This is a genomic window from Aureimonas altamirensis (genome assembly GCF_001463885.1).
GTDB lineage: Bacteria > Pseudomonadota > Alphaproteobacteria > Rhizobiales > Rhizobiaceae > Aureimonas > Aureimonas altamirensis.
Map to the genome: position 1 here is coordinate 77,979 of NZ_BBWQ01000022.1, position 22,677 is coordinate 100,655.

The 22,677-nt window shown below is 64.3% G+C and carries 24 protein-coding genes and 1 pseudogene; 6 read left to right on the forward strand and 19 right to left on the reverse strand.

All coding sequences use genetic code 11. The features are described 5' to 3' along the window. Window positions 1-141: 141 nt before the first annotated feature. The 5 genes from AUL31_RS16980 to AUL31_RS17000 are packed head-to-tail and all read right to left on the reverse strand — an operon-like array spanning window position 142 to window position 4,829. Entirely contained in the window at window positions 142-1,551 is a 1,410-nt protein-coding gene (locus AUL31_RS16980; RefSeq protein WP_285292715.1) for a dihydrolipoyl dehydrogenase family protein, read from the reverse strand. After that, window positions 1,536-3,839: a bifunctional organomercurial lyase/mercury(II) reductase MerBA gene (merBA, locus tag AUL31_RS16985; protein ID WP_012112815.1), complete on the reverse strand. Its 2,304-nt coding sequence runs from the start codon at window positions 3,837-3,839 to the stop codon at window positions 1,536-1,538. The genes AUL31_RS16980 and merBA overlap by 16 nt, the downstream gene beginning before the upstream one ends. After that, window positions 3,836-4,084 carry a hypothetical protein gene (locus AUL31_RS16990; protein ID WP_036742955.1) on the reverse strand — a complete coding sequence of 83 codons (249 nt, stop codon included), beginning with the start codon at window positions 4,082-4,084 and terminating at the stop codon, window positions 3,836-3,838. The genes merBA and AUL31_RS16990 overlap by 4 nt, the downstream gene beginning before the upstream one ends. A gap of 1 nt (window position 4,085) precedes the next feature. Beyond that, entirely contained in the window at window positions 4,086-4,382 is a 297-nt protein-coding gene (locus tag AUL31_RS16995; RefSeq protein ID WP_012112816.1) for a heavy-metal-associated domain-containing protein, read from the reverse strand. 21 nt (window positions 4,383-4,403) lie between these two features. Beyond that, window positions 4,404-4,829, reverse strand: coding sequence for a mercuric transporter MerT family protein (locus AUL31_RS17000; protein ID WP_039194744.1), 426 nt, complete (start codon window positions 4,827-4,829; stop codon window positions 4,404-4,406). A gap of 86 nt (window positions 4,830-4,915) precedes the next feature. On the opposite strand from AUL31_RS17000, the gene AUL31_RS17005 reads away from it, so the two are divergent. Beyond that, window positions 4,916-5,344 carry a MerR family transcriptional regulator gene (locus AUL31_RS17005; protein ID WP_012112818.1) on the forward strand — a complete coding sequence of 143 codons (429 nt, stop codon included), beginning with the start codon at window positions 4,916-4,918 and terminating at the stop codon, window positions 5,342-5,344. 16 nt (window positions 5,345-5,360) lie between these two features. Here the strand turns inward: AUL31_RS17005 and AUL31_RS17010 are convergent, their stop codons facing one another. From AUL31_RS17010 to AUL31_RS17070, 14 genes and pseudogenes are all read right to left on the reverse strand, one after another. Continuing rightward, complete coding sequence (locus tag AUL31_RS17010; RefSeq protein ID WP_012112819.1) at window positions 5,361-6,287, reverse strand: ArdC family protein; 927 nt, start codon at window positions 6,285-6,287, stop codon at window positions 5,361-5,363. Between the two features lie 216 nt (window positions 6,288-6,503). Continuing rightward, window positions 6,504-6,944, reverse strand: coding sequence for a hypothetical protein (locus tag AUL31_RS17015; protein ID WP_012112820.1), 441 nt, complete (start codon window positions 6,942-6,944; stop codon window positions 6,504-6,506). Then, on the reverse strand, window positions 6,941-9,106 hold the full coding sequence (locus tag AUL31_RS17020) for a hypothetical protein (protein ID WP_012112821.1): 2,166 nt from the start codon (window positions 9,104-9,106) through the stop codon (window positions 6,941-6,943). Before AUL31_RS17020 ends, AUL31_RS17015 begins: the two co-directional genes overlap by 4 nt. Next, complete coding sequence (locus AUL31_RS17025; RefSeq protein WP_012112822.1) at window positions 9,103-10,944, reverse strand: hypothetical protein; 1,842 nt, start codon at window positions 10,942-10,944, stop codon at window positions 9,103-9,105. Before AUL31_RS17025 ends, AUL31_RS17020 begins: the two co-directional genes overlap by 4 nt. After that, window positions 10,941-12,359: a tyrosine-type recombinase/integrase gene (locus tag AUL31_RS17030; protein WP_012112823.1), complete on the reverse strand. Its 1,419-nt coding sequence runs from the start codon at window positions 12,357-12,359 to the stop codon at window positions 10,941-10,943. Before AUL31_RS17030 ends, AUL31_RS17025 begins: the two co-directional genes overlap by 4 nt. A 266-nt stretch (window positions 12,360-12,625) precedes the next feature. Continuing rightward, window positions 12,626-13,360: pseudogene (locus tag AUL31_RS17035) on the reverse strand (ArdC family protein); the annotation flags it as partial. 175 nt (window positions 13,361-13,535) lie between these two features. Then, the gene (locus AUL31_RS17040; protein ID WP_039194741.1) at window positions 13,536-14,954 is read right to left on the reverse strand and encodes an IS1182 family transposase; all 1,419 of its coding nucleotides are present in this window, start codon (window positions 14,952-14,954) and stop codon (window positions 13,536-13,538) included. A 469-nt stretch (window positions 14,955-15,423) separates the two neighbouring features. Further along, window positions 15,424-16,257 carry a transglutaminase-like domain-containing protein gene (locus AUL31_RS17045; protein WP_039194740.1) on the reverse strand — a complete coding sequence of 278 codons (834 nt, stop codon included), beginning with the start codon at window positions 16,255-16,257 and terminating at the stop codon, window positions 15,424-15,426. Window positions 16,258-16,269: 12 nt separating this feature from the next. Then, a complete protein-coding gene (locus tag AUL31_RS17050; protein ID WP_009452373.1) occupies window positions 16,270-16,545 on the reverse strand; it encodes a DUF1488 family protein in 276 nt (91 codons plus the stop codon). Further along, the gene (locus AUL31_RS17055; protein ID WP_039194738.1) at window positions 16,542-16,871 is read right to left on the reverse strand and encodes a hypothetical protein; all 330 of its coding nucleotides are present in this window, start codon (window positions 16,869-16,871) and stop codon (window positions 16,542-16,544) included. The genes AUL31_RS17050 and AUL31_RS17055 overlap by 4 nt, the downstream gene beginning before the upstream one ends. Next, window positions 16,868-17,110 carry a hypothetical protein gene (locus AUL31_RS17060; RefSeq protein WP_039194737.1) on the reverse strand — a complete coding sequence of 81 codons (243 nt, stop codon included), beginning with the start codon at window positions 17,108-17,110 and terminating at the stop codon, window positions 16,868-16,870. The genes AUL31_RS17055 and AUL31_RS17060 overlap by 4 nt, the downstream gene beginning before the upstream one ends. Window positions 17,111-17,146: 36 nt before the next feature. Next, window positions 17,147-17,293 carry a hypothetical protein gene (locus AUL31_RS20550; RefSeq protein WP_167387076.1) on the reverse strand — a complete coding sequence of 49 codons (147 nt, stop codon included), beginning with the start codon at window positions 17,291-17,293 and terminating at the stop codon, window positions 17,147-17,149. Then, the gene (locus AUL31_RS20845; protein ID WP_039194736.1) at window positions 17,286-17,588 is read right to left on the reverse strand and encodes a hypothetical protein; all 303 of its coding nucleotides are present in this window, start codon (window positions 17,586-17,588) and stop codon (window positions 17,286-17,288) included. The genes AUL31_RS20550 and AUL31_RS20845 overlap by 8 nt, the downstream gene beginning before the upstream one ends. Further along, complete coding sequence (locus tag AUL31_RS17070) at window positions 17,585-17,848, reverse strand: hypothetical protein (RefSeq protein ID WP_039194734.1); 264 nt, start codon at window positions 17,846-17,848, stop codon at window positions 17,585-17,587. Before AUL31_RS17070 ends, AUL31_RS20845 begins: the two co-directional genes overlap by 4 nt. Window positions 17,849-18,353: 505 nt before the next feature. Between AUL31_RS17070 and AUL31_RS17075 the strand changes: the two genes are divergently transcribed. From AUL31_RS17075 to AUL31_RS17090, 5 genes are all read left to right on the forward strand, one after another. Beyond that, window positions 18,354-18,671: a co-chaperone GroES gene (locus tag AUL31_RS17075; protein WP_050475053.1), complete on the forward strand. Its 318-nt coding sequence runs from the start codon at window positions 18,354-18,356 to the stop codon at window positions 18,669-18,671. A 42-nt stretch (window positions 18,672-18,713) separates the two neighbouring features. Next, the gene (gene groL / locus AUL31_RS17080) at window positions 18,714-20,348 is read left to right on the forward strand and encodes a chaperonin GroEL (RefSeq protein WP_039194732.1); all 1,635 of its coding nucleotides are present in this window, start codon (window positions 18,714-18,716) and stop codon (window positions 20,346-20,348) included. Window positions 20,349-20,418: 70 nt separating this feature from the next. Then, window positions 20,419-20,811, forward strand: coding sequence for a hypothetical protein (locus AUL31_RS17085; protein WP_039194731.1), 393 nt, complete (start codon window positions 20,419-20,421; stop codon window positions 20,809-20,811). Between the two features lie 67 nt (window positions 20,812-20,878). Further along, window positions 20,879-21,046 (forward strand): hypothetical protein, encoded by a 168-nt coding sequence (locus AUL31_RS20410; RefSeq protein WP_094513308.1) that lies wholly within the window; start codon window positions 20,879-20,881, stop codon window positions 21,044-21,046. A 725-nt stretch (window positions 21,047-21,771) separates the two neighbouring features. Continuing rightward, window positions 21,772-22,659 (forward strand): AbiU2 domain-containing protein, encoded by an 888-nt coding sequence (locus tag AUL31_RS17090; protein WP_199259163.1) that lies wholly within the window; start codon window positions 21,772-21,774, stop codon window positions 22,657-22,659. Window positions 22,660-22,677: the final 18 nt, after the last annotated feature.

A 22,677-nucleotide genomic window follows, 5' to 3' on the forward strand; every position in this document is an offset into this window, starting at 1 on the left:
CTCGGGAGTATCTGGAGGGCTGCTCTTCGCATTGCGGTTCGTGGTTTTTACGACTGCTCAGCGAACCGAATGCGACTGGTGAAGGGATTTCTTTCGTGCAGACTGCTCCGCGGCCGTACCGGTCGACCACCTCACTTACGCTCAAAGCATCTCGCCGATATCTGACGCGCCGCTGGGATATGCGAACATGGTGGTCTTCAACTGCTCTGCCGTCAGCCCTTGCCTGATCGCCAGTGCAAAGATGTTGATCACTTCGTCAGCGTGCGGACCGACAAGATGGGCGCCGAGGATGCGGTCAGTGTCCGCGTCGACCAACGTTTTGAAGCCATACACCGTCTCGGCCTGCTGGCGTGCGGTGAACCAGCCGTCCACGCGCTCGGTCTTTACGCGAACGTTCAGGCCTTTCTCACGCGCCTTGGCTTCGCTCATGCCGACGGCTGCGATCGGCGGGATGGTGAAGGCGACACTCGGAACGCCTGTGTATTCAGGCCTGACCGTGTTGCCGTTGAGCAGGTTCGCCGAGACTACCTTCGCGTCATGGCTTGATACCGGAGTGAGCGGCGGTCCTAGGCCGGCGGCATCACCTGCTGCGTAGACCGCGGGGTTGGAGACGCTTTGCAAAAATCCGTTCAACGCCAGCCGCCCGTTATGGTGCTTTACGCTCCCGGCATCGAGATCGAGCGTCGCGAGCGCCGGCGCCCGACCCGCGGCATGGACGACCAGATGTGCGTCCATATCGAGTTCGCCGTCAGGACAGTCCGCCCGGACGCGATAGCCGTCTGATACCTTCTCAATGGCGGTCACCCCTGCCTGTGTGCGGACATTGATGCCGCGCTCGCTGAACTTGTCCATCAGCCAGCCGACGAGATCGGGGTCGAATTGCTTGAGCATTCGCTTCCCGTGCTGAAGAATTGTGACCTGTGCTCCGGCGCGCGCCGCGATGTGCGAAAACTCGGCCGCGATATAACCGCCGCCGACAAGGACGATGCGTTCAGGCAGGCTCTCCAGTTCCAGGAAGCCTTCATTGGTGATCAGGTGCTGCTCGCCCGGAATGCCGAGCGGCACGGCCTCGGCGCCGGCGGCGATCACGATACGGTCCGCCTCGATCCTCTCTCCTCCGAACTCGAGCGCATTCGGGCCGATAAAGCGAACGTGACCGTGGAAGGCGTGAATCCCTTTGTCGGCAAAGGCTTTCTCACGCTTCTGCGGTACCGGATCGGTGAAGCTGCGCTTGAAGGCCATCAGTCCCGTCCAATCGAGCGTCGCGTCCCCTTCGATTCCACGTCCGCTCATGCGCCAGGCGTGATCAGCCGCCTCGGCGCCGCCGACCATCATCTTCTTCGGATCGCAACCGCGCAAGGCGCAGGTGCCCCCGAAGGGCCGGAAGTCCGCGACGGCGACGCTCCAGCCAGCCGCACGAACCCTGTGTGCTGTTACGATCGCAGCCGTTCCCGTGCCGATGATCGCAAGGTCATATCTCTTCGCCACTAGATCTCCTCCAACATTGTCACGTTCGACATCCGAGCCTTCACGGCTCAGCCGGCGCAGCATGAGAGCTTCGCCACGTCCTTGTCGAAGGCAAGAGCCGCGAGCTTCAGGCCCTCAACGGTGGTGAGATACGGAAAGAGCGTATCCGCGAGGTCGTCGACGGTGAGGCCGTGCCGGATTGCCAGGGCCGCCGTCTGGATGCTGTCGGCTCCCTCCGGTGCGAGGATATGCGCCCCGAGCAGCCGGCCGCTGCCAGCGTCGGCGACGAGCTTGATGAGCCCGCGTGTGTCTCGGGCGGCAATCGCGCGCGGCACCTGGTCGAGACCGATCGTGGAGACACGGACGGCGTGGCCGGCGGTCCGCGCAGCCGCCTCTGTCAGCCCGACGCTCGCCACCTGCGGATCGGTGAAGACGATGGCCGGCATGGCACTGTTGTCGTAGCGCAGGCTGTCGCCGTTGAGGGCGTTCTTCGCCGCGAGCTTGGCACCGTAGGCGGCCATGTAGACGAACTGATCGTGACCGGTGACGTCGCCGGCAGCGTACACGCCCGATCTTGTCGTGCGCATGCGGTCATCGACGAAGATGCCGCCCTTCGGCGAGAGAGCGATCCCATGCTCGGCGAGCCCGAGACCTTCGATATTGGGCGCGCGGCCCGTCGCCACGAGCACCTGATCGGCGTCGATCGTGACGTCCTTGCCGTCGCGATGGACAGTGAGTGCAACACCGTCCGCGGTCTTGCGGATCGTCCGGTACGTGATGCCGGAAATCACCGCGATGCTCTCGTCCATGAAATACCCCGTCAGCGCCGTGCCGATTTCGGGTTCGGCCTCCGGAAGGAGACGCGAGCGGCACACCAGCGTCACCTCGACGCCGGCGCGGGCGAACATCTGGGCGAGTTCGGCCCCGATATAGCCGCCGCCGATCACGAGCAGAGATCGGGGCAGCGCCTCGAGATCAAGCGCCGTCGTGCTCGTCAGGTATGGCACGGTCTCGATGCCGGGGATGACAGGGACGGCCGGTCGCGCGCCGGTCGCGATGATGATCTTGCCGGCTGAGACAAACGTGCCGTCCACCTGGACGCCGCCGTCCACGATGCGCGCCGGCCCTTCGCGATAGGCGATGCCGTTGTAAGCCGGGAGCAGGTCGGCGTACTTGGCCTGACGTAGCTCCGAAACCAGCGCGTCCTTCTGACGGACGGTTCCGCCCCAGTCGGTCAGTTCGGCCTCGGCCGTGATGCCGGCGAAACGTGCCGCGGCTCGGGCATTGTGGAGCGTCTCGGCGGCGCGGATCAGCGTCTTCGACGGCACGCAACCGATATTGACGCAGGTGCCGCCGATGGTGCCGCTGCCGATGAGGGCCACCTGGGCGCCCTGATCGGCTGCCGTGATCGCGGCCGAGAAGCCGGCCGAGCCGGCGCCGATGATGGCAAGGTCGTAGGAACCATTGTTGCGGCCATTCGTGCCAAGGCGCCGATGCGTCACGGGCCTGTCCGGCGATGCCGTATCGCCCGACGATTGAGGCTCACCTTGTGTCTCGGCCGCGTTGTTGCCGTGGCCGGCGATTGTGCCGATTCCGGCAAGGCTGGGCCCGAAGATCGCCCGACCTGCTTCGAGAGCTTCCTCGATCGACAGCCGGAATCCCGGCTCGTCTGCAGGACGCTGCCGGCGCCACGCGGCGAGGTGATCGTCGGAACAGAAGAAGGATGTTGCAGTGCACAGCGAGTTCGCAGCGCATCCGCCTTCGTAATGGACGCTGAGCCATACGACGGCCGTCGTCGGCTCAACGTCGGCCAGAGCCCGGCCCCGTTCCTGCGTGGTGATCCGGACCGGCGCGCCGCAGTGGCGGCAGCGCGAGACGATCGAGATGTCTTGGTCGGTCATAGCGCCGATGCCGAGCGCGTCGACCGCGCACATCGCAGTAAGAGTGCGTCCGTCCAGTGTGACCCGGTGGCCGGTGTCGCGGTCGGTGAAGGGATACGCGCCGACAATCATGTCGCCATCGAGTACGACGAGGTCGCGACGGCGGAGCTCTTCGAGCAGCGCACGGACGGCTTCCTCGCTCAGCCCCGCACGCTTGGCAAGCGCGCTTGGGGTCGGGGCTCGCCCGTGTTCGGCGTAGAGCTGTAGCAACGCAACGCGCACGCGATCCGTGGCCGCCTCGTAGCCGCTCCAGCGGTTGAGCACATGGTCGGAGCCGACCATGGCCAGCAGGGCCTCCTTCACCACGGGTGACGAAACCACCGACCAGTCCGGAAACGTCACACCCGGCCGCACGGCCAAGCTCGGCACCGTTGCGGATGTAGAAACCGTCGCCTTGTCGCGGGACGCGGAGGATGTGCAGCAATCGTTCATGGCTTCAGGCCTTCATTCAGAATCTTCGTGTTGGAACAGACGACCTTTGCACGGCGATGATGGATGCCGCAGGCGACAAGCCCGAGGCCCGCGGCGATCAGGGAAAGCACGACCAGACCCGAACCCGTCAACCACGCGCCGAGGCCGGCCAGCGGCGGGGGCACGGCAAGGAGTGGCGCCGCGCAGCAGATCGCAACGACAATGGCGCCTGCGGCGCCGGTGCGGATCAGGGCGCGGTCATGCATGTCAACTGCCTTGCTCCTGCGTCGGGCGGGCCGGATAGCCGGCATTCATGCTGGCGGCCGCGATGGCATCCGGGGTCGTCTGCGCGTCGTCGAAGGTCACGGTCGCGGTCTTGGCTTCGAACGAGACGGCCACCGTCGAGACCCCGGGGACCGCCGCCATCGAGGTCTTCACGATGTAGGGGCAGGAGGCGCAGGTCATGTTGTCGATGGCGAAGGTGACTGTGCGTTCGGTAGCGAACACGGCAGGCGCGGTCATCACCGACATGATCAAAGCAAGAGCACTCAAACTCTTCTTCATGGGACGGGTCTCCTCTTGGTGTCAGGCGGAAAGCAGCAGCGGGGCGACGTAGTCGAATGCGAAGGCGGCCGCGACGAGCACCGTCGCAAACCAGAGCGCGATCTGGACAATGCGGCTGGGGATCGGGCGCGCGCAGGCAGCATCCTCGGCGCAGGCCCGCCTCGGCTTCCAGTAGACGAGATAGAAGCCGTAGCCGAGAACGCCCGTCGTCCCGGCGACGAAGAGCGGCTTGTAGGGCGCGAGCGCCGTCAGATTGCCGATCCAGGCGCCACCAATGCCTAGGCTAAACAGGATGAGCGGGACGATGCAGCACGAGGAGGCGGCAAGCGCGCCGAGAATGCCGCCGACGGCGACCAGGCGCTGCCGTCCGACTTCGGCTCGGTCCGACGCGAGCACGTCGGTCGTGGCGGACGTCATGCCCGCCGTGCTGGGTCGCGATATATCCATGTCCGATCTCGCTTTCCTTGCCGAAATCCTCATTGCGCAGTACCATGCGGTCTGTAGCAACTACAGGGTCAAGAGGGATTTTTGCGATGCGCGATCACGCTGGCGTGAAGGGCCTGCAGCGGGCTGAGCTCGCCCGGCGGACGGGCAGCAATCTGGAGACTGTGCGCTACTACGAGAAGGTCGGGCTCCTGCCCGAGCCACCGCGCACGGCGGCCGGCTACCGCAGCTACGACACGACGCACGAGCGGCGCCTTCGCTTTGTGCTGCGGGCACGCGAGCTCGGCTTCTCACTCGACGAAATCCGCGAGCTGTTGCGCCTGGTCGACGAACGCGACCAGCCCTGCGCCGAGGCAAGCGCGGTCGCCGCCGCGCATCTCGACGATGTGCGGGCGAAGATCGCTGACCTGAAGCGCATGGAGCGGGTGCTCAAGGACGTCGTCGCGCAATGCGCCGACGGCACGCGGCCGGAATGTCCGCTGATTGAGGCGCTGTTCCGGGAGCGAACTGTCAACTGATCGGGTCGAGGAGCGCCTATGCGGCGCCCCTGACGTCGTTCCGGCAAGCGTTGCCCTGCTGGGCGTGCAGCCAGTCGGCGATCTGCTGCGCCTTGGCTGCGGCGGTGAAGATCGCGCGCTTGTCGGAGCGAAGCACCTCGAGCCAGGAGGCGATATAGCTGGCGTGGTCGGGCCGCGGCTCGACGCTGAGATGGAGGTCGGCGCAGATCATGGCGCTCAGGAGCTCGACCGTGCATTCCTCCATAGCATAGGCGGCCGAGCCGAACCGTCCGGAGAGATCACGGTCGAGGCGATGCCTGGCGCCGGAGGCGTGCCCGCATTCGTGGAGCAGCACGGCGTAATAGGCTGCGGCATCGCGGAAGCAGGCGAAGTCGGGCATCTGCACGTGGTCGGTGGATGGGCGGTAACAGGCCTGCGATCCGCCGTGGCGGATGTCGATGCCGAGCGCTGCGCAGAACCGTTCGGCCCGCTCGATGCGCTCGGCCTCGGGTAGCACCGGTATCTCGGGCGGCGTGTAGCCGTCGACCTGCGCGCAGTTGAAGACCGTGTAGCCGCGGGCGAACATGCGCCGGGCGGGCTCGTCGCGATCCTCGTCGCCGTCCTGTACGTCTGCCTTGCCGTGGCGATCGACGGTCTTCCAGAACACGACGAGGTGCCCGCGCTCGCCCTTGCGGACCTGGGCGCCGAGCGCCTGCCACTGGCGATAGGTGCCCCAGATGCCGGCGGGAAAGCCGGCGGCGTGCGCGGCGGCCCAGAGTGCGATGACGTTGACGCCACGATAGGCCTTGCGCGAGGCGACGTTGACGGGCGTAGTGATGGCCGATCCGTCGTGGTGCCAGGGCATCCGGTACTGGTCGGCGCCGGCCTCGATGGCGGCGATGATCTGGCTGGTGACACGCTCGTAGATGTCGTTCCGGGGCTGGGGTGTGCGATCGGTGGTCATGGCTGCCTCCTGTGTTCGCCCTCTCCGTCGAGGGCGAGGCGGCAGGGGCAGACGCGGGAAGCCGGGCCGTCACACCCTGTTCTCGGTGCTGGTGCGGAACAGGGTTGATGGGCCGGCAGCGTCTGCCACAACCCGAGCCCTGCCTCGACGGGCGAGCACGGGAGGCAGCCATGACCGGCGAGCGGCGCCTGGACCGGTCAGGATGAAGCGCGGCTGTCAGCCGGTGCCGTCCAGAGGCGGACGCCGCAACGGGACGACCCTGGCGTCCACGGATCGAGACAGCTCCGCTCGCAGACCTTCGATGACGGCATCTCGCTCGGCGAGCTGCAACGTCAGCATCTGGATGTGCTGCGCGAGCGTCCGGGTGAGCGCCCGCAGCTCCGCCATCTCGGCACCACGCACGGCGCGTAGTTCCGCTTCCAGAGCATGGATGCGTTCCTTGAGGGCCCTGGGCGACGATCGCCGCAGGCGGGCTTCGGCCGCGCGGAGCTCGGCGAGAAGATCGCCGGCCCGGTTCGCCGTCGCTCGGCTGACGCCGGCCTCGCGCGCCAGGTTGGCGACGGTCAGCGCCCCGTCGGTGCGTTCAGGGCGGCCGTCGAGCAACCGCTTCATGGCAGCCCTTAGCGCCGCTTGGCTCTTCGGCCCGAGCGCGGTCATGCGTCACCGTCCATGAGAGGCGCGATCAGCCGGCACTTGCGCTCGTTGTCCCGCAGGATCGCCGTGCGCTGCAGCGGCGATAGACGCCGGTCGGCCAGAAGCGCTTCGCCCTCGACGATCGAGGCCTGCCACGGTTCGCGGTGCCGGGCGGTCAGGCAGGCGTTCGGGCACCGGTCGGGGCTGCAGCGCGATAGGGCCGGCGCCGTCCGCTCGGCATCTGGCGCGCCGGTGAGGCAGAGCGCGGTCGCTGCATCGAACAGGCAGTCGTTGAGGAAACCGACATGCAGGGTCCGCCCGAGATGGGCAACCATGGTGCGCAGCCGCTTGCGGTCCAAGATCCGGCCGGGAAGATCGCCAAGTTCCTCCTGCACGCGGCCGAACTCGCGTCGCAGTCGCGCAGCACCCGGTCCCGCCGGGCCTTCACGGCGAAGATAGGCCTCGTAATGGGCGACAATGTCGTCGAGCTGGCCGAGTGCACGTTCGCGCTCGATCGCCAAGCGGAAGTCGGCCTGCGCCGATCCGGCATAGCCTTCGAACATGGCGACCGAGGCGTGCTTGTACTGGATCTTGCCGGCGACCGTGCCGAACGGCCGGTTGGCGATGTACCAGGCGATCGTGCGTCGGAGCTGCCGGGTCGTAAACTTCCAAGGCTCGTCGCCGATGCGCGGAATCGCCGGCGCGGCCTCCGAGCGCGTGTCGAGGCCCTCGCGGAAAAGGTTGAGTGTCGGCGTTGCACCCATCCCGAGATGATCGTTGCTCCAGGGCCAGTCCTTCAGCGCCACCCACAAGGATGACAGTTCCTTCTCTCGGCGATTGCGTGCCGAGAGAACCTCCATCACCGCGACGGCGCGAGCGACGGGCTCGATCGTGATCCAGTCGGCCGTGACGCCGCGCGCGCCATGGCGCTTGTACACCGTGCTGCGCAGCCGGTACCGCTCGACCAGGCCGTCGGCGCTGCGCACCGGCGACACGCAACCCGGCTGCATCGCCTGCACCTCGCTGTCGCGCATGCCGGTGAGGTAGGCGCAGACGAGATAGCAGGCGCCCTGCAACATCCGTTCTTCGCGGGCGAGGCTGAGGCCGTCGAAGCGCTCGCGCCATGGCAGTCCGGTGTCCGGATCGATCGAGATCGGCGTATCGAGCCCGCCGATCTCGGTTCCGAGCTCGGCGGCTGCCTTCTCGATCAGTCGTGCAGTCGGCTCGGACTGGCTGATGCGGCCGCTCTGCGGAGCGCCGGCGTGAAGGCGCATCAGATGGAGATTGTAGGGCGGGGTCTCTTCGCCGGTGAGCGGGTCGATGCGGCGGGCCACATTGGGCGCGTGCTCCCAGATCGGCACGCCTCGGCCCATGGCCCGGCGCACGTCGAGCCACTTGGCCACGCGGGCGCGATAGTTCTTGGCCACGGCCCGTCCGGCCCGCGCGTCCCGCGCCATCAATCGGGCGCAGCGGGCTTCGAGAGCGTCAAGCTCGGCCCGCGCCGCGAGGATATCGGGCGCATAGACCTCGACATACTTGAGCGCCCAGCGCAGCATGGCGCCGATGACCGGCTCGGGAATGCGCGGCGTGGCGTTCTCGGCGGGCGCTGGCGGCCGGCCGGCAACGCGGTGCGCCGCACGTCCACGCCACGGCAGGAAACCGATGCCGCCGCCGGTTAGCCATGGCGCCAGGTGATGCAGGTCGATCGGCACCTCGACATACTTCACCGTCTCGTGAGGCGTTCGCCGTCCGCCGTCACGGGCATACGCCAGATAGGCGTCGAGCAGCGCCTGATCGATCCGGCTGAGATCGACGGCGCCAGTCCTTGCGCGGAGGAACGCGGCGAAATGCTGGATGTAGCGCAGCAGGCGGATCGCCGAGGTCGCGCCGCAGGGCGCCCGATATCCCGGCACATGGATGCGCAGGCGGGCGATCACGTACTCCTTCGCCAGCCGCCGCGTGACGGGATCGGCGATGCGGGCGAGGTTCAGCCGGTAATTGCTGTAGCGGGCGTTCACCCGGAAAATGGCGGCGCCCAGGTCCCAAAGATCGTCACCGAAGCGCGGAAGTCGCGTGCGGTCGGCATCGTCCCTGACCGCCACGCCGGCAAGCACGGGCTCGTCGTTGCCATAAATGGCCGAAGGCAGCGACGCGTGCTGCGGCAGCTTGATCGGTGCCGGCATCATGGCGCTCTCGCTTCGGGCGGCAGGTAGAGGAGCGCGGGGTCCGATGACCCAATCCGACGGGCTTCCTCGATCTCGGCGTCGGCGAACCGGGGCAGAATCTGTTCGGCGATGCGTCCGTGAACCCGGCCGAACTTGGCGATCCAGTCGGCTTCGCTCAGCACCTGCCGCTGCGCCCGGATGAAGTTGAGGAAGGCCAGGAGCGCGGGCACCTTGCGGGCGGTGACCACGGCATTGCTGCATTCGAGACACCCCCAGAAGGGGGACGGACAGGCCTCTCCCTCCGAGCCGAACGGGCTGTTGTAGAAGCCGCCGCAACTGGCGAGCCAGACGTCCTGCTCGCCGCCGAACAGCGCCTTGACCGCGGCGGCGCCGACAACGGGAAGGCCGGTCGCCTTGTCGGGATCGGTCTGGACGGCCGCTTCCTCCTCCGACGACAGGACACAGGGGGGGAACGCGGCGTCGAGCGCATCGGTCATGGCGTCGGCAATTGTCGCCTCGTGCAGATGACGAAGCGCGGGAATGTCGGCGTAGTGGTCGGCCGCGACCGCGACAGTGTGGCCGACGGCGAAGCGGTCGAGCTGGCCGCCCGTGCGCCGGTACCATGCCGCCTTATGCGTCTTGCGCAGGCGCGTCAGATTGAGGCGAAGGCGTTGGCCCCGCTCATCAAGGATGCCGTGCCGGCGCGTCCATGAAGCCGCGAGCTCCTTCATGCTGAGCACCCGAGGGGTCAGGCGGCCCCAGGCACAGTGCGCCCAGAGCGTGTCGGCGCCGAGCCGGCTTCTCGCCGGACCGGTCCACTGCAGCGCCTTGCGGATCAAGCCGCCCGGCGTCGAGGAACCGCCGTCGCGCACACGCAGCCGCTTCCACTCGGCGCCGCGCGCCCGACGCTTGCAATACTCGATCTCGACATAGCCGCCCGCCGGGTTCTTCAGGCAGTCCGCTCGCAAGCCCTTGATCGCTTCGATCTCCATGCCGGTGTCGAGCGAGATAAGCACGATGAGCGGCACGAGATCGGCGGCGATGAGATGCCGGCGGCCATGCAGATCGTGGATCAGGCGATCGTTCGGCAGGCCACTCTCGCGGCGGAGCGTGTAGAGTCGCTTGAAGAGAGGGTGCCTGTGCCCGATGACGCCTTCCGCGTCGATCACTTCCATTACCTGTTTGTGGGTTGCTGCCAGCGCCTTGCTCCGATCGGAATCCTCGACCGCCGGAATACGATCGGCCTCGCCCAAGCGGCGGATGATGGCGGCGAGATCGGTGCGCGCCGCCTTCCGCAATGCCGCGGCGACATCATCGCCATAGGCATCGCGCGGCCTGGCGCGCACGCCGGGCCGATCGCTCGTGTACATCAGCCGGCGTGAGGCATCGGGCGGCAGGTGGCTGGGCTCCGCGGCCTCGGCAAGCCGCAGCAGGTTGAGCACCTTGCTCATGCGGTGCAGGCGGTGATTGGGATGCAGGCCGCTCCCCTCCATCCAGGAATCGAAGCCGTCGATGCAGACGGCACTGACGTCGGAGAGACGGGCGACGTGCGATCCGGCGGAATCGAGATAGCGCCAAAATGTCTTGAGCGCATTGGCATAGGCGTAGGCCGTCGAGATCGAGCCGGCCGGACCACCGACCTGGCAGGCGCGCCAGAGCGCGCCGGCAAAGGTCCGCGCCAATGCCTTGCGGCCGGCGAGCATCGTCAGGTCGATCGTCTTGCTGCGATCCGCCAGCGTGACGGTAAAGCGCAGCGATGCGATCGCAGCGGCGGCCTCGCCCTCGGGATCGGGCAGCGCCTCGGGAAAGAGGGCGCGGCGACCCGGCCGCCGCACCGATGGAGCCGCCGCGGCGGTCATGCCGCGCCGCCAGCCGTGTCTTCGGCCCAGCGATCCGCGGCGGCCTCGACCAGCTCCTGCGCCTCGGCGAGGCTGTCGAGATAGATGTAGGTGCTGGTGATACTCGCATGCCCCAGCAGGTGCTGGAGCTTCTGCAGAGGATCGCCGAGAATCCGCCGATAGGCTGCGCCGTGCTGGTCCTGCGGATCGAACACGGATCCGATCTGCTCGCGGATCAGCATGGAGAGCATGTTGACGGCGAAGGTGTGCCGCAGCGTGTGTGGCGTCACCTCGACCTCGATGCCGAAACGGCGGCAGCGGGTGCAGGCCCGCCGAAAGGCAGCTTCCCAAGTCGCCGAGGGCACGGGCTTGCCGCCTTCAGTCAGCCAGAGCAAGGCATGCTGCGCCTGGCCGGGCGTGCCGACCAGCACGCGGCGGCGTTCGCCCAGCGTCAGACGGTCGAGCCGGACACGCTTGCCCGCCGCGTCTGTTGCCTTCCCGTCCTCCAGCATCAGCCAGAGCGGATCGGACACCGAAGGCTCTGAGCGCGCGGCAGAGACCGTGCGCTCGAGATCGACATAGTCGCCGATCAATCTCAGTACCCGGCGGGGAACGCGGATGCGCCGTGGTCGTCCGCCCTTGGCGATCGGACCGGGGAGATCGAACGGCACCGAGCGCGATTCGGGATCGGTCAGGCGCGGCAGCTCACTCAGCAGCAGACTGCCGGCCTCTGTCAGCCGCAGGCCGGTCGTGACGAGAAGCTCGGCAAACAACGCATTGCGCTCGCCGTTGCGGCCGCGCCACGTCGCGTCCTCCGAGCCGTCGGGAAGCCGGCCGCGCAATCCCACCTCGCGGAACAGCAGGTAGCGGCCAAGATCGATGTAACGGGTATCGTGGCGCCGCGCGGCGCGCTCGCGGGCACGGTTCGTCGTCACAGCGAGCACTGCGCGGCTACCGCCGGCCCTGCGAAGGGTGGCGCCGTAGCTGAAGGGCGAGATCGCAATGATTCCTTCCTCGACAGCCCAGCGATAGAGCTTGTCGAGCGCGGCAACGCTCCGGTTCCAGCTCGCAGCCGAGATGCGGTAGGGAGCTGCCGACAGCCGACGCGCCCGGTGAAAGGCCAGGACATCGTCGCGGCCGGCCTGCCAGACCGTCTTGCCGCCGCGCCGTTCGACAAGAAAGCGCGCCCAGACGAGAATGTCGCGGGCGTAGGAGCGCCACGTGTTCGGCGATCGCGCTCCCATAGCAGGACAGGCACGAAAGAACCGGTTGAGAGCGAGATCGTAGCTGCCGTCATCCATCAGGATGAACGGCATGCCGTGAATCAGCCCGGTGCGCTCGACCGCGTCGAGCGCACCGGGCGCGAGGCTCACTGCAAGGTCATCAAGGAAAAGCGGACGCGAAATAGTGTCAAGATCGGTAAAATACAAATGCACGCACGATACCCAAGCGGAGCGCCTTCGGCGCAACTTCATTGTTTAGAATGCGAGGGGTTCCCCTCGCGCTCTCCCGCTCGCCGCGTGGCAGGGGTGCAGGACTTAGCCTGCACCCCATGAACAGCTTGTCGTGCCGCCGCCGCGTCAAGCGTTGTCCTCGCTACGCTGCGGGAACGCTTGACCCGGACGTCTGAAGAGCTTCACCGGAGCCGTGGTGAGGCGCCTCCAATGCATGATTCTGAGACAGGATCACAGAGTCAGGATAAGGCGACCAGCTCCTCGAAGGCGTATTTCTTCGTGCCGAAGCTGCCCGAAAAATCCCGCCCCAAGCGCGAGGCATGGCCTGTGGCATGCCCCATCTCGTGGAGCGCCGTCCTGTGCCAGTTGATCGGCTCGAAATAGGCGGCCGGAGGCGGCACCTGCACGTAGTCGAGCGCCGGAACATAGAAGGCGCGATCCCCGCCGATGCGGAAATCGATCCCGGTCGCCTCGATCAGCGCCTCGACCTTCGGCTCGATCATGCCGGGCGGCGGTGGCGGGGCCTCGAAGGCGATGTCCTCGGGCAGGCCCTCGCATTGCGCCGCGTTGAACACGGTGAAGCGCTTCAGGAACGGAATGCTGCTGGCTTCTTCGCCCGACTCCTGGGCGCGGCGCTTCTCGTCCTCCGGCGTGAAGCGGTCGGCATAGACGACGGTGGTGCCGCGCTCGCCCTTGCGGACATTTCCGCCCAGCGAGAGTGCTTGCCGGAAGGTGAGCCAATGCTGGGTCGGATAGCCGTGCTGGACCACTGCGCCCCAGAGGATGAGGACATTGATCCCGGAATATTGCCGCGCGGTCGCGGCATTCCTCGGCATGGCGAGCGGCGCCTTCGCCGCCGCCGTCCCCCAGGGCTGGACCCAGGGCAGCCGCCCTTCCTCCAGCTCGGCGATGATCTTGTCGGTGATGTCGTCATAGAGATTGCTGCGGGCGCCGCCTGGGCGAGCGCGGTCCTTTCTGGCCATCGGGATGATCTCCGCGACGGGCGCCGGAGGCCACTCCTCCAGCCCTCAACCCGTCACGGAAAACCCGTCCGCACTCTCCCTCTCAGGGGGCGTTGCGGGGCAGGCTGTGCCAAAACGTCAGCCGTCGGAGCCGCAGCGCCTGCCAGGTGGAGCCGAAGCGAAGCGCCGCCTCGCGTCAGCTCGGGGTAACAACCCTCGTTCCGAATGTGTTCGCGGCGTGTAGGATGTTGAAGGCTAGGATCGACAGCGCCGCCTCCGCCTTTACCGCCCTAAGTCCTCTAGTTAGGAACCTTCCGCCACCCGACATTCGCTTTATGGTGCCGAATGGATGCTCGACCGTGCATCGCCTGATCGTCATCAAGCTGGGATTGGCATGGATTCGGGCCTCCATGCGATCGAGGGCACCTTGATCGACAAGCCGGTGAATTGTGCGCTGGGCTCCCGGCGTGCATCTCGGCTTCAACGCACAGGTCGCGCAGGCCGAGGTACGGTAGCGCATCGCCCGATTGCGAGTATGGATTCCGGACGGGCGTAGAGTTTGCCCGCCGGGGCAACGGACCGTGTCGCTGTCCTCGTCGTAGAGGAACTGTACCGGTCGAAAATGTTCGGAATTCATCGCGCCGCGCTTGATCGGCGCAGCGACCTCAATGTTCTCGCGTTCGCAACGGGCGACTTCTTCGGCGTTTGAGTAGCCGCCGTCGGTCAACACCTGGAGCTGATCTACCTCCAGCACGGCCTTAGCCGCGACTGACATCGGATGAAGAAGGTGGCTGTCGTTCGCGTCATTGTAGACGTCATGGTGGACGATCAGACCACTCGCAACATCGACGACGCTTTGCAGATTGTACGAGGGAAGCTTCGGCGCGTGGGCATATCCCATCGGTTTGGCCTCCGGCTCGCCAAACACGAGCACCTTCTCGACCCGTCGATCGAGTTCCTGCTGTCGCCTGGCCAGCCGGTCCTTCCGACGCTGCAGGGAGGCAATGGCGGACTTGAAGCCTTCGCGGTGCAGTGGTTGATCATCAAAGCCCCGCGCGACGGTCTCGTCGATTATGTCCAGGCGGTCGAGATAATAGGCGATCTCTTTTTCGGTATGCGCGATATCGCGCGCGAGCCGCTCCGCCCCGGCGATGTTCTTTGGACTGGCGACCGCTCGCATCTTGGTGCCGTCGAGTGCGACCGACCGGCCGCCTACCAAATTCTGCTCGCGACAGAACAGCACGAACGCGGCGCTGGCGGCGACGATCGCGTCGGGATAGTCGTGCCGGAAGGCGGCAATGGTCCGATAGTCCGGCGCGAGTTGCCGCATCAGCCACATTGCTTCAAGGTCGCGCTTGCAGGAGCGCTCCAGATGTCGCGATGAACGGGCTTGATTGAGGTAGCCCCAGATATACAGCCGGAGCATGTCGCTGGGATGATAGCCTGGTCGTCCGGTCGAGGCCGCAATGGCGCGTGTGAAGCCAAGCTCAATCATATCCAGACTGTCGACGAAAGCATCGACGACGCGGACGAGCGCGTCAGGCCCAACATAGTCATCGACACATGGGGGAAGCAGATTGGCCTGATCTCGCGCTATTCCCTCAATGAAGCTCATAGACACCTCGGCAAAGCAGATCAGGAGAGTCTGATTCTACACTTGTTTGCTCATAGGGAAAGGCTTTGTATTGGGTCTCGAATAACTACCCAGAGGCAGGATCGCGGCACCTCGCTGACCCTCCAAACTTCCGAGAAAAGGTGGCTTCCTGCTTTCGGCACTTTGGGCGACGAACCTGCGAAAGCTGTCATTCAAACAGTCTTCGCACTTCGACTGGATGCGCCTGACGTCAGCCACAGGCCCGACTTTTCCGTTTGCTGAAAGTGGGTATTACGAGGATGGAACATTAGGTCGCGGCCGCACCGGCTCAAGGGATTGGAATCGCGCCAACCTAACGTCGGGAACCGGTCACAGTCAGCGGACCATGGCGGGTGCCTGACTAAAGTGGGTTATCTTCGAAAAGGTCTGCGGCGCTTCCGGTATGCCTTGCCGTATCGCCTGTAGCCTTGGTGTCCGGTCCCAAGGCGCCTTACTCGCGATGCTCTTGCGCCTGTTGCAAGCCCGATACCTCGTAAGTCCATACTCGGAACGCCTTCAGAACATGCGGGCCGAAGGAGTTGACGAGCGGTATGTCGGCTGCGTCGCGGCCGCGCGCCACCACGATCCTGCCGATCCGCGGGACGTTGTTGCGCGGATCGAAGGTGTACCATTCGCCATCGAGGAACACTTCGATCCAGGCGCTGAAATCCATCGGATCGACGACCGGCACGCCGATGTCACCGAGATGGCCGTTGATATAGCGAGCGGGGATGTTGAGGCATCGGCAGAACGTGACCGCAAGATGCGCGAAATCGCGACAAACGCCAACGCGCTCATGGAACGCCTCGAAAGCCGTCCGCGTAGATCGAGCCTGCATGTAGTCGAAGCGGATGTGGTTGTGGACGAAATCGCAGATCGCCTGCACCCGGCTCCAACCGGGCGGCATCTTGCCGAACAGGTCCCAAGCGGTCTGGCTGAGACGGTCGGTTTCGCAGTAGCGGCTGCCCATGAGGTAGACGAGGCAATCGTCCGGCAAGTCCGGCACCGGCAGTTCCCGGGCACCCGGCACAATCCCGTCCGGCCTGCCGTCGTCCTCGATCGTGGCATCACCCCACATCGTCAGGTCGCCCGCAGGCGCGACCAGCCGCCGGCATTTGTTGCCGAAGAGATCGCGGTAGGTCGATACGTGCACATCGGGTGTGGTGAACGTCGTCTCCGGCACCCGTATGTCAGCCGCGCGATCCTCGTGCACCGACAGCAGACACACCAAGGCTGTCGGCTGCTGGCAGGTCAGTGTGATCTCATACCCGTAGCGGATCAGCATTGAGTGGTGTCTTTACCGGAAATCGGCAGCGGTCAGCGTATAGGAGGTTTGGCGACGATGCGAGTAGGCCTCGCGGGCGACATCGTGGATCGAACTGCGCGTCGCATCGAAGGTCGAGAGATACATCTCTTCCGACACCTCAGTGCTGCGCAATTCAGCAGGGGACCTGGCGAGCGCTTCCACTTCGACAAAGAACGGCACTTCGAACATGCCGTCGTGCCCGATAAAGCGAATGGCGTTGCGCACTTCGTCGAAGCTGCGGCTGGGGTTCAGGAATTCAAGGGTCATCGTTGATCTGCCCTTGCCGTTTGCAGCAGCAGTGGTACACGCATAAACCCGTTCATGTGCTCCTTGCGTCGCACATCATTCCGACGATTGAGGGAAAGCATCCCGTCGGTTGCGGCCGAGTGGCTAAGGCCGATCATCTCCTGCCCTTCGCGGCTGGCTGGAACGCCGGTGAAGACATGGTAGATGGTCCAGGACCGGTCGGCTTCGATCCGGCGGCCATATTGTTCGTCGCCTGGTGCGCGGGCGGATGCACCGCCTTCATTGTCCCAGACGCCGATCGCGCGGTCGTGCCGCTCCCGTTCGATTTCATCTATGTATCGGGTCATGATCGTGGCCTTTCTCTAGTGGTCACGTCGGCATCAATGATGCCGGAAAATAGCGCGTTACCGGATAAGTCGGTGATCGCGATGGCGTCGGGCCGTTGAGGCATATCGAGCGTCTGCGAAAGCAGTTGCGCAATCTCAATGGCGTTGGCGAGATCGACGGCTTCCACCGCCTCTCGGCCCACGACAGCATGGGCGTCATCCGTCTCCCGCGTGCGGTAGAACTCGATGACAACTTTCATGGCGCTACTTGCTCTTTCAGCCGGAGCAGCACTGCCTCAGTGCTTGCCTTTGCCTTGGGAAGCATTGGCATCATTGGCGGCAAACTTGATCTGGTTGCCGAAGGTGCTTTCAGGCTTTGGCGGGGCCTTCTCCTGTTTCGGCTTTCTGATCTCGCGATTGCTTCGTTTCTGGCCTTTAGCCATGTCCGAACGTCCTTTCGATGAGGGTTGCGCCATTACCGGATTGCGACATGTCGACCGGCTCGAGGCTGTCCTGCGTCGTCACTCGCTCATGGCGTTCGTCGTCGTTGCGGATGCGATATTGCAGTGAATCTCCCCGTGCCGGCAGTCTGCCGGTTATGCGGTAGATATCGGCGGGTAATGCCGGCCTCACGAAACCGCCCTTGAGCCGGACAGCCTGTCCGATCGCGAAGAGATGAGCAGGAGCCTCGTGGCGGGCGGGACGGTTCGTGCGCCGGATTGGGTTGGTTGATATCATGGCTGTTGGTGATCCTTTTCGAGGGCGGCGTCGAGATCGGCGGGATCTATCGGCGCCATCTGATACGTGTGGCCATCAATGCCGATGGCGGGCAGGTGGATGAAGGCGCCTACACGTCTCCAGGCAAGGCGGGAGGATCCCTCCAGCAGTTCCTCATCCTGGTCCACGCGATAGTCGCCGGCAGGCTGCGCAGCGTCGAAGCCGGACAGCATGAAGGGTGCGGAGAACCGGACGATTTTCTGCGTGGTGCGCGTTGTCATGGGTCGATACCTCCGCAGGAGCACGCAAACGCGCCTCCTGCATCATTCCCATTCGAACCGGAACGAACTTCCGTGCTGCCAGTACATCCGTGGTCAGCGGCGCGTTCATTCCAAGGTTCGAACAGAGCGATATGCGCGCCAGGTCGGCGCGTGATGCATTCGCTATCGAGAATTCGGTGGTGAATGGCGGGTCTCTGACACCGCAAAAAGCCAAGTCGGCCAAATCAACGAGTTTTATATATGGGCTGTCCCCACCCGGTAAACAAGGAGCGGGTCGCTATTATTTATCTAGAATTGAATAAATGGCTCTTCCATAAAAATAAAAATCCTTAAAAAGGCAGGAAATACGTATTGAAAACAACAAACATCGCATTGGTAGAAGTGATATAAATTTTCGCAATTCCACCTTTTCAACGAAATACGTTTAGCACTCCTATCATTCGAGTGCCAAAGTCGCTATCTATCCGAGGTGGTCGCCCTATGCGCCGGCCTCAGAAAGAACCCCATGAAATTCCGGCCCCTCCACGACCGCGTCGTCATCCGACGGGCGGAAGGCGATCTCAAATCCAAAGGCGGGATCATCATTCCCGATACCGCGAAGGAAAAGCCGCAGGAAGGCGAGGTGATCGCCGTCGGCCCGGGTTCGCGCGACGAAGCCGGCAAGCTGGTTCCACTCGACGTCAAGGCGGGCGACCTCATCCTGTTCGGCAAATGGTCCGGCACCGAGGTCAAGCTCGACGGCGAGGATCTCCTGATCATGAAGGAATCCGACATCATGGGCATCGTCGAGAAGACAACGGCGGCCGCCAGCAAAGCCGCCTGACCGGCCGATACCTGATAATCAAGCCCGAACTGGACGAACATCATGTCTGCCAAGGAAATCAAATTCGCCGGCGAAGCCCGCGACCGCATGCTGCGCGGCGTCGAACTGCTGAACAACGCCGTCAAGGTGACGCTCGGGCCAAAGGGACGCAACGTCGTCATCGACAAGGCCTATGGCGCGCCGCGCATCACCAAGGACGGCGTCACCGTCGCCAGGGAGATCGAACTCGAAGACAAGTTCGAGAACATGGGCGCGCAGATGGTGCGCGAGGTGGCCTCCAAGACCAACGACCTCGCCGGCGACGGAACCACGACGGCGACGGTGCTCGCGGCCTCCATCCTGCGCGAGGGCGCCAAGCTGGTCGCCGCCGGGATGAACCCGATGGACCTGAAGCGCGGCATCGACATTGGCGTCGCGGCCGTCGTCAAGGAAATCCAGGCGCGGGCCAGGAAGGTCAAGTCGTCGGCTGAGATCGCGCAGGTCGGCACGATCGCCGCCAATGGCGATGGCACCATCGGCGGGATGATTGCGAGTGCGATGGACAAGGTCGGCAACGAGGGTGTGATCACCGTCGAGGAAGCCAGGACCGCCGAAACCGAGCTCGACGTGGTCGAAGGCATGCAGTTCGATCGCGGCTACCTCTCTCCATACTTCGTCACCAACGCCGAAAAGATGCGCGTGGAACTGGATGACCCCTACATCCTCATCCACGAGAAGAAGCTCGGTAATCTTCAAGCCATGCTGCCGATCCTGGAGGCGGTGGTGCAAAGCGGCAAGCCGCTGCTGATCATCTCCGAGGACGTCGAGGGCGAGGCGCTCGCCACGCTGGTCGTCAACAAGTTGCGCGGCGGCCTGAAGGTCGCGGCCGTGAAAGCTCCGGGCTTTGGCGACCGCCGCAAGGCCATGCTCGAGGACATCGCCGTGCTGACCGCCGGCCAGGTGATCTCCGACGATCTCGGCATCAAGCTGGAAAATGTCACGCTCGACATGCTCGGCAGCGCCAAGCGTGTTGTCGTAGACAAGGACACGACAACGATCATCGACGGTTCCGGCGACAAGGCCGGCATCGCCGCTCGTATTGCCCAGATCAAGGCGCAGATCGAGGAAACGACCTCGGACTACGACAAGGAGAAGCTCCAGGAGCGGCTGGCCAAACTCGCCGGAGGCGTCGCGGTGATCCGCGTCGGCGGCGCGACCGAGACCGAGGTCAAGGAGAAGAAAGACCGCATCGACGATGCGCTCAACGCCACCCGAGCTGCGGTCGAGGAAGGCATCGTGCCCGGCGGCGGTGTGGCGCTGCTGCGCGTCAGGACCGTGCTGGCCTCTCTGACAGGCGCCAACGCCGATATAACCGCAGGCATTTCGATCGTGCGTCGGGCGCTCGAAGCGCCGGTCCGGCAGATCGCCGAGAATGCCGGCGTCGAAGGCTCGATCGTGGTCAGCAAGCTCACGGACAGCAAGGACCACAACCAGGGCTTCGACGCCCAGACCGAAACCTATGTCGACATGATCGAGGCCGGTATCGTCGACCCCGCCAAGGTCGTCAGAACCGCCCTGCAGAACGCCGGCTCGATCGCAGCGCTCCTGATCACCGCCGAGGCGATGATCGCCGACATTCGCGCGAAGGAATCCACCCCGTCGGCCGGCAACGGCGGCATGGGCGGAATGGGATACTGAGAACAGTGCCTGAACCGTTCGGCCGACGCCCAGACAAAGCAATCTGCATTCCAACCTGGAAGGAATCTCCATGGCCACACAAAGCACGACCAAACCATCTCTCTCCCGCCGCTGGGAAGACTATCAGCCTTCAAAGACCATTCTGGTCTGGGCATGCATCGCGGCGATGATCGCAACGATCGTTATAGGATTCAGCTGGGGCGGCTGGGTCACTGGCGGCACTTCGCAGACCATGGCGAAAGCGGCCGGCGACACGGCGCGCGGGGAGCTGGCATCCGCCATATGCGTCGAAAGGTTCAACGCGGCCCCAGATGCGGCGGCGAAACTTGCCGAGTTCAAGGCGATACCCGACAGCTACAAGAAGCGTCAGTTCGTGGAAGCCGGCGGCTGGGCGACGATGCCGGGGCAGACGACTGCCGACCGGCTTGGAGTCCAAGGCTGTGTCACCGGGCTTGGCGCATAATACCCCGTTTAAAGCGCTCAGGCAGGCGCCAGGGCGTTTCCACCCGCCACAGGAAGGAACTTCAGCAATGATCTCGTTTGTGAAGAAGACAGATACGCATCCGACGCTCAAGCAGGTCGAAGAAAATCGCTTCGAGCAGATCCGCAAGGCGGCGGCTGAACGGCACCGCAAATCGGATACCGACGGCACCCGCCGCCGCGCCCGCCAGAAGGCCGAGGACAACAGGCTGATCTGAGATGCATGTGCTCTACTCGAAAAGGCAGCATCCGATGCGATATCTTGATCGAATAAGAACGGAACCGTCCCTCTGGCTCCTGATACTGATGGTCGGTGGCTTGGCCGCCACGATCCTTTACGTGGTTCTGACTAGCATCACCTATTGAGTGAAGTGCAAGCCAGCTTCACCGATCCGACGTTGGGATGATGGATGGGCATGGGGATGCGATCAGCGTATCTCCGGTATCCAGCCGCCTGGGGAGCTTGCTCTGCTGATCGCAGAGGCATTAAGGGAAGGAGCAGGCTGACATGCCGAGGCTGTCCGACTTGGGTGCGGAATAGTTCCTCCGAGGCGGACCAATAAGGGCCAAGCAGCGGTCAGCCGCAGCGGCTCAACGGCAGCTTTCGGGATTTTGCGATCTCATAGCCGATGATGACAAAGAGGTCTTAAGCAGCCAAACGCTCATATTCCATAGAGCGGGCAAAATCATTCGCTGCGCTCGCACGATTGGTGGGTTTTAGCACAGCCTGGGGGTCTCCCCGCTGAAGGGGGTGCGCCGGCAACGATAGTGCCGGCCAGGGGGGAAGGCCTTCCCCCTTCAGGCCCACGGCAAGATGCGCGTTTATTCGCGGGAACAATAAAACGAGCCCGCGCGAAGGAAGAATCAGAAGCGAATAGCCGTCGCCGGTGTTGGCGTCTCCCGGTATGATGAGGTGAGTTTGGCGCTCAGGCTTGGAAAACTAATGACGCAGCATGACCAGCACATCGCCGCGTGGCGGGATGCTTTTCGCGACGAGACAACGGGCATCCACAGAGCCATTCAGGATCTGCTCTGGAACTACGCCGCCTTTCGCACGACGGTTCGGATCGTCCGTCTTGCAAATGAGAAGAGAGGCTCGAGACCCCCGCTTAACCAGATGATGTTCAATCTCGTTTCCGAGGGATACTGGTCAAGCCTGCTTCTCGGCACTCGCCGACTTCTCGATAAGGCCCCGATAAAAGGCCCCAAGGGAGTTTACTCGATCCGATCTGTCGTCAACGACGTGAAAGCGAGCCAAAACTGGTTGACCAGGAGAATCTACGTCGAGAAAGTGCTTGACGCGCAATACGATCTCGATCGCCTGCATCAAGAACAACATGACCACCTCGTCGCCGCGAAGGGGCGTCCGGTGTGGGGCGATCCAGAGCTCATGAAAAGTGAGGCCGCGCATCGGCATTTCGATGTTTTGAGCGGCGTTTCTGCGTCAGAGCGTAACCCGAGCAATCTGATCTCGGACACGGTCTTCGAGAAGATCGAAACTCGGCTTGCCCGCCTTGATCGAATTGCCGAGCACGTTAACTCGCATGTTGCCCATGCCGGGAACAAGCAAAGTCGGCAGGACAGGGAGCTTGGTGATTTCGACATTCGCGATGCTGAAAAGACTCTCAGGCAGTTGAAGGAAATCGCGGATCTGGTCGGAGTGTGGTTCGCCAACGAAGGCGGTGCGGGCCTCGCCACATATCTCGGTGACCAATTCGAGGGCCTCGATCATCCTGTTGTAGACACCGCCGACCTTGCCGACCTTGCAGAACAATGGCGATTGATCGATAGAGAAATCGCAGAATGGTCGATCGGGCCAGAAGATCTGTGATCCCCGAGAGGCAAGCCG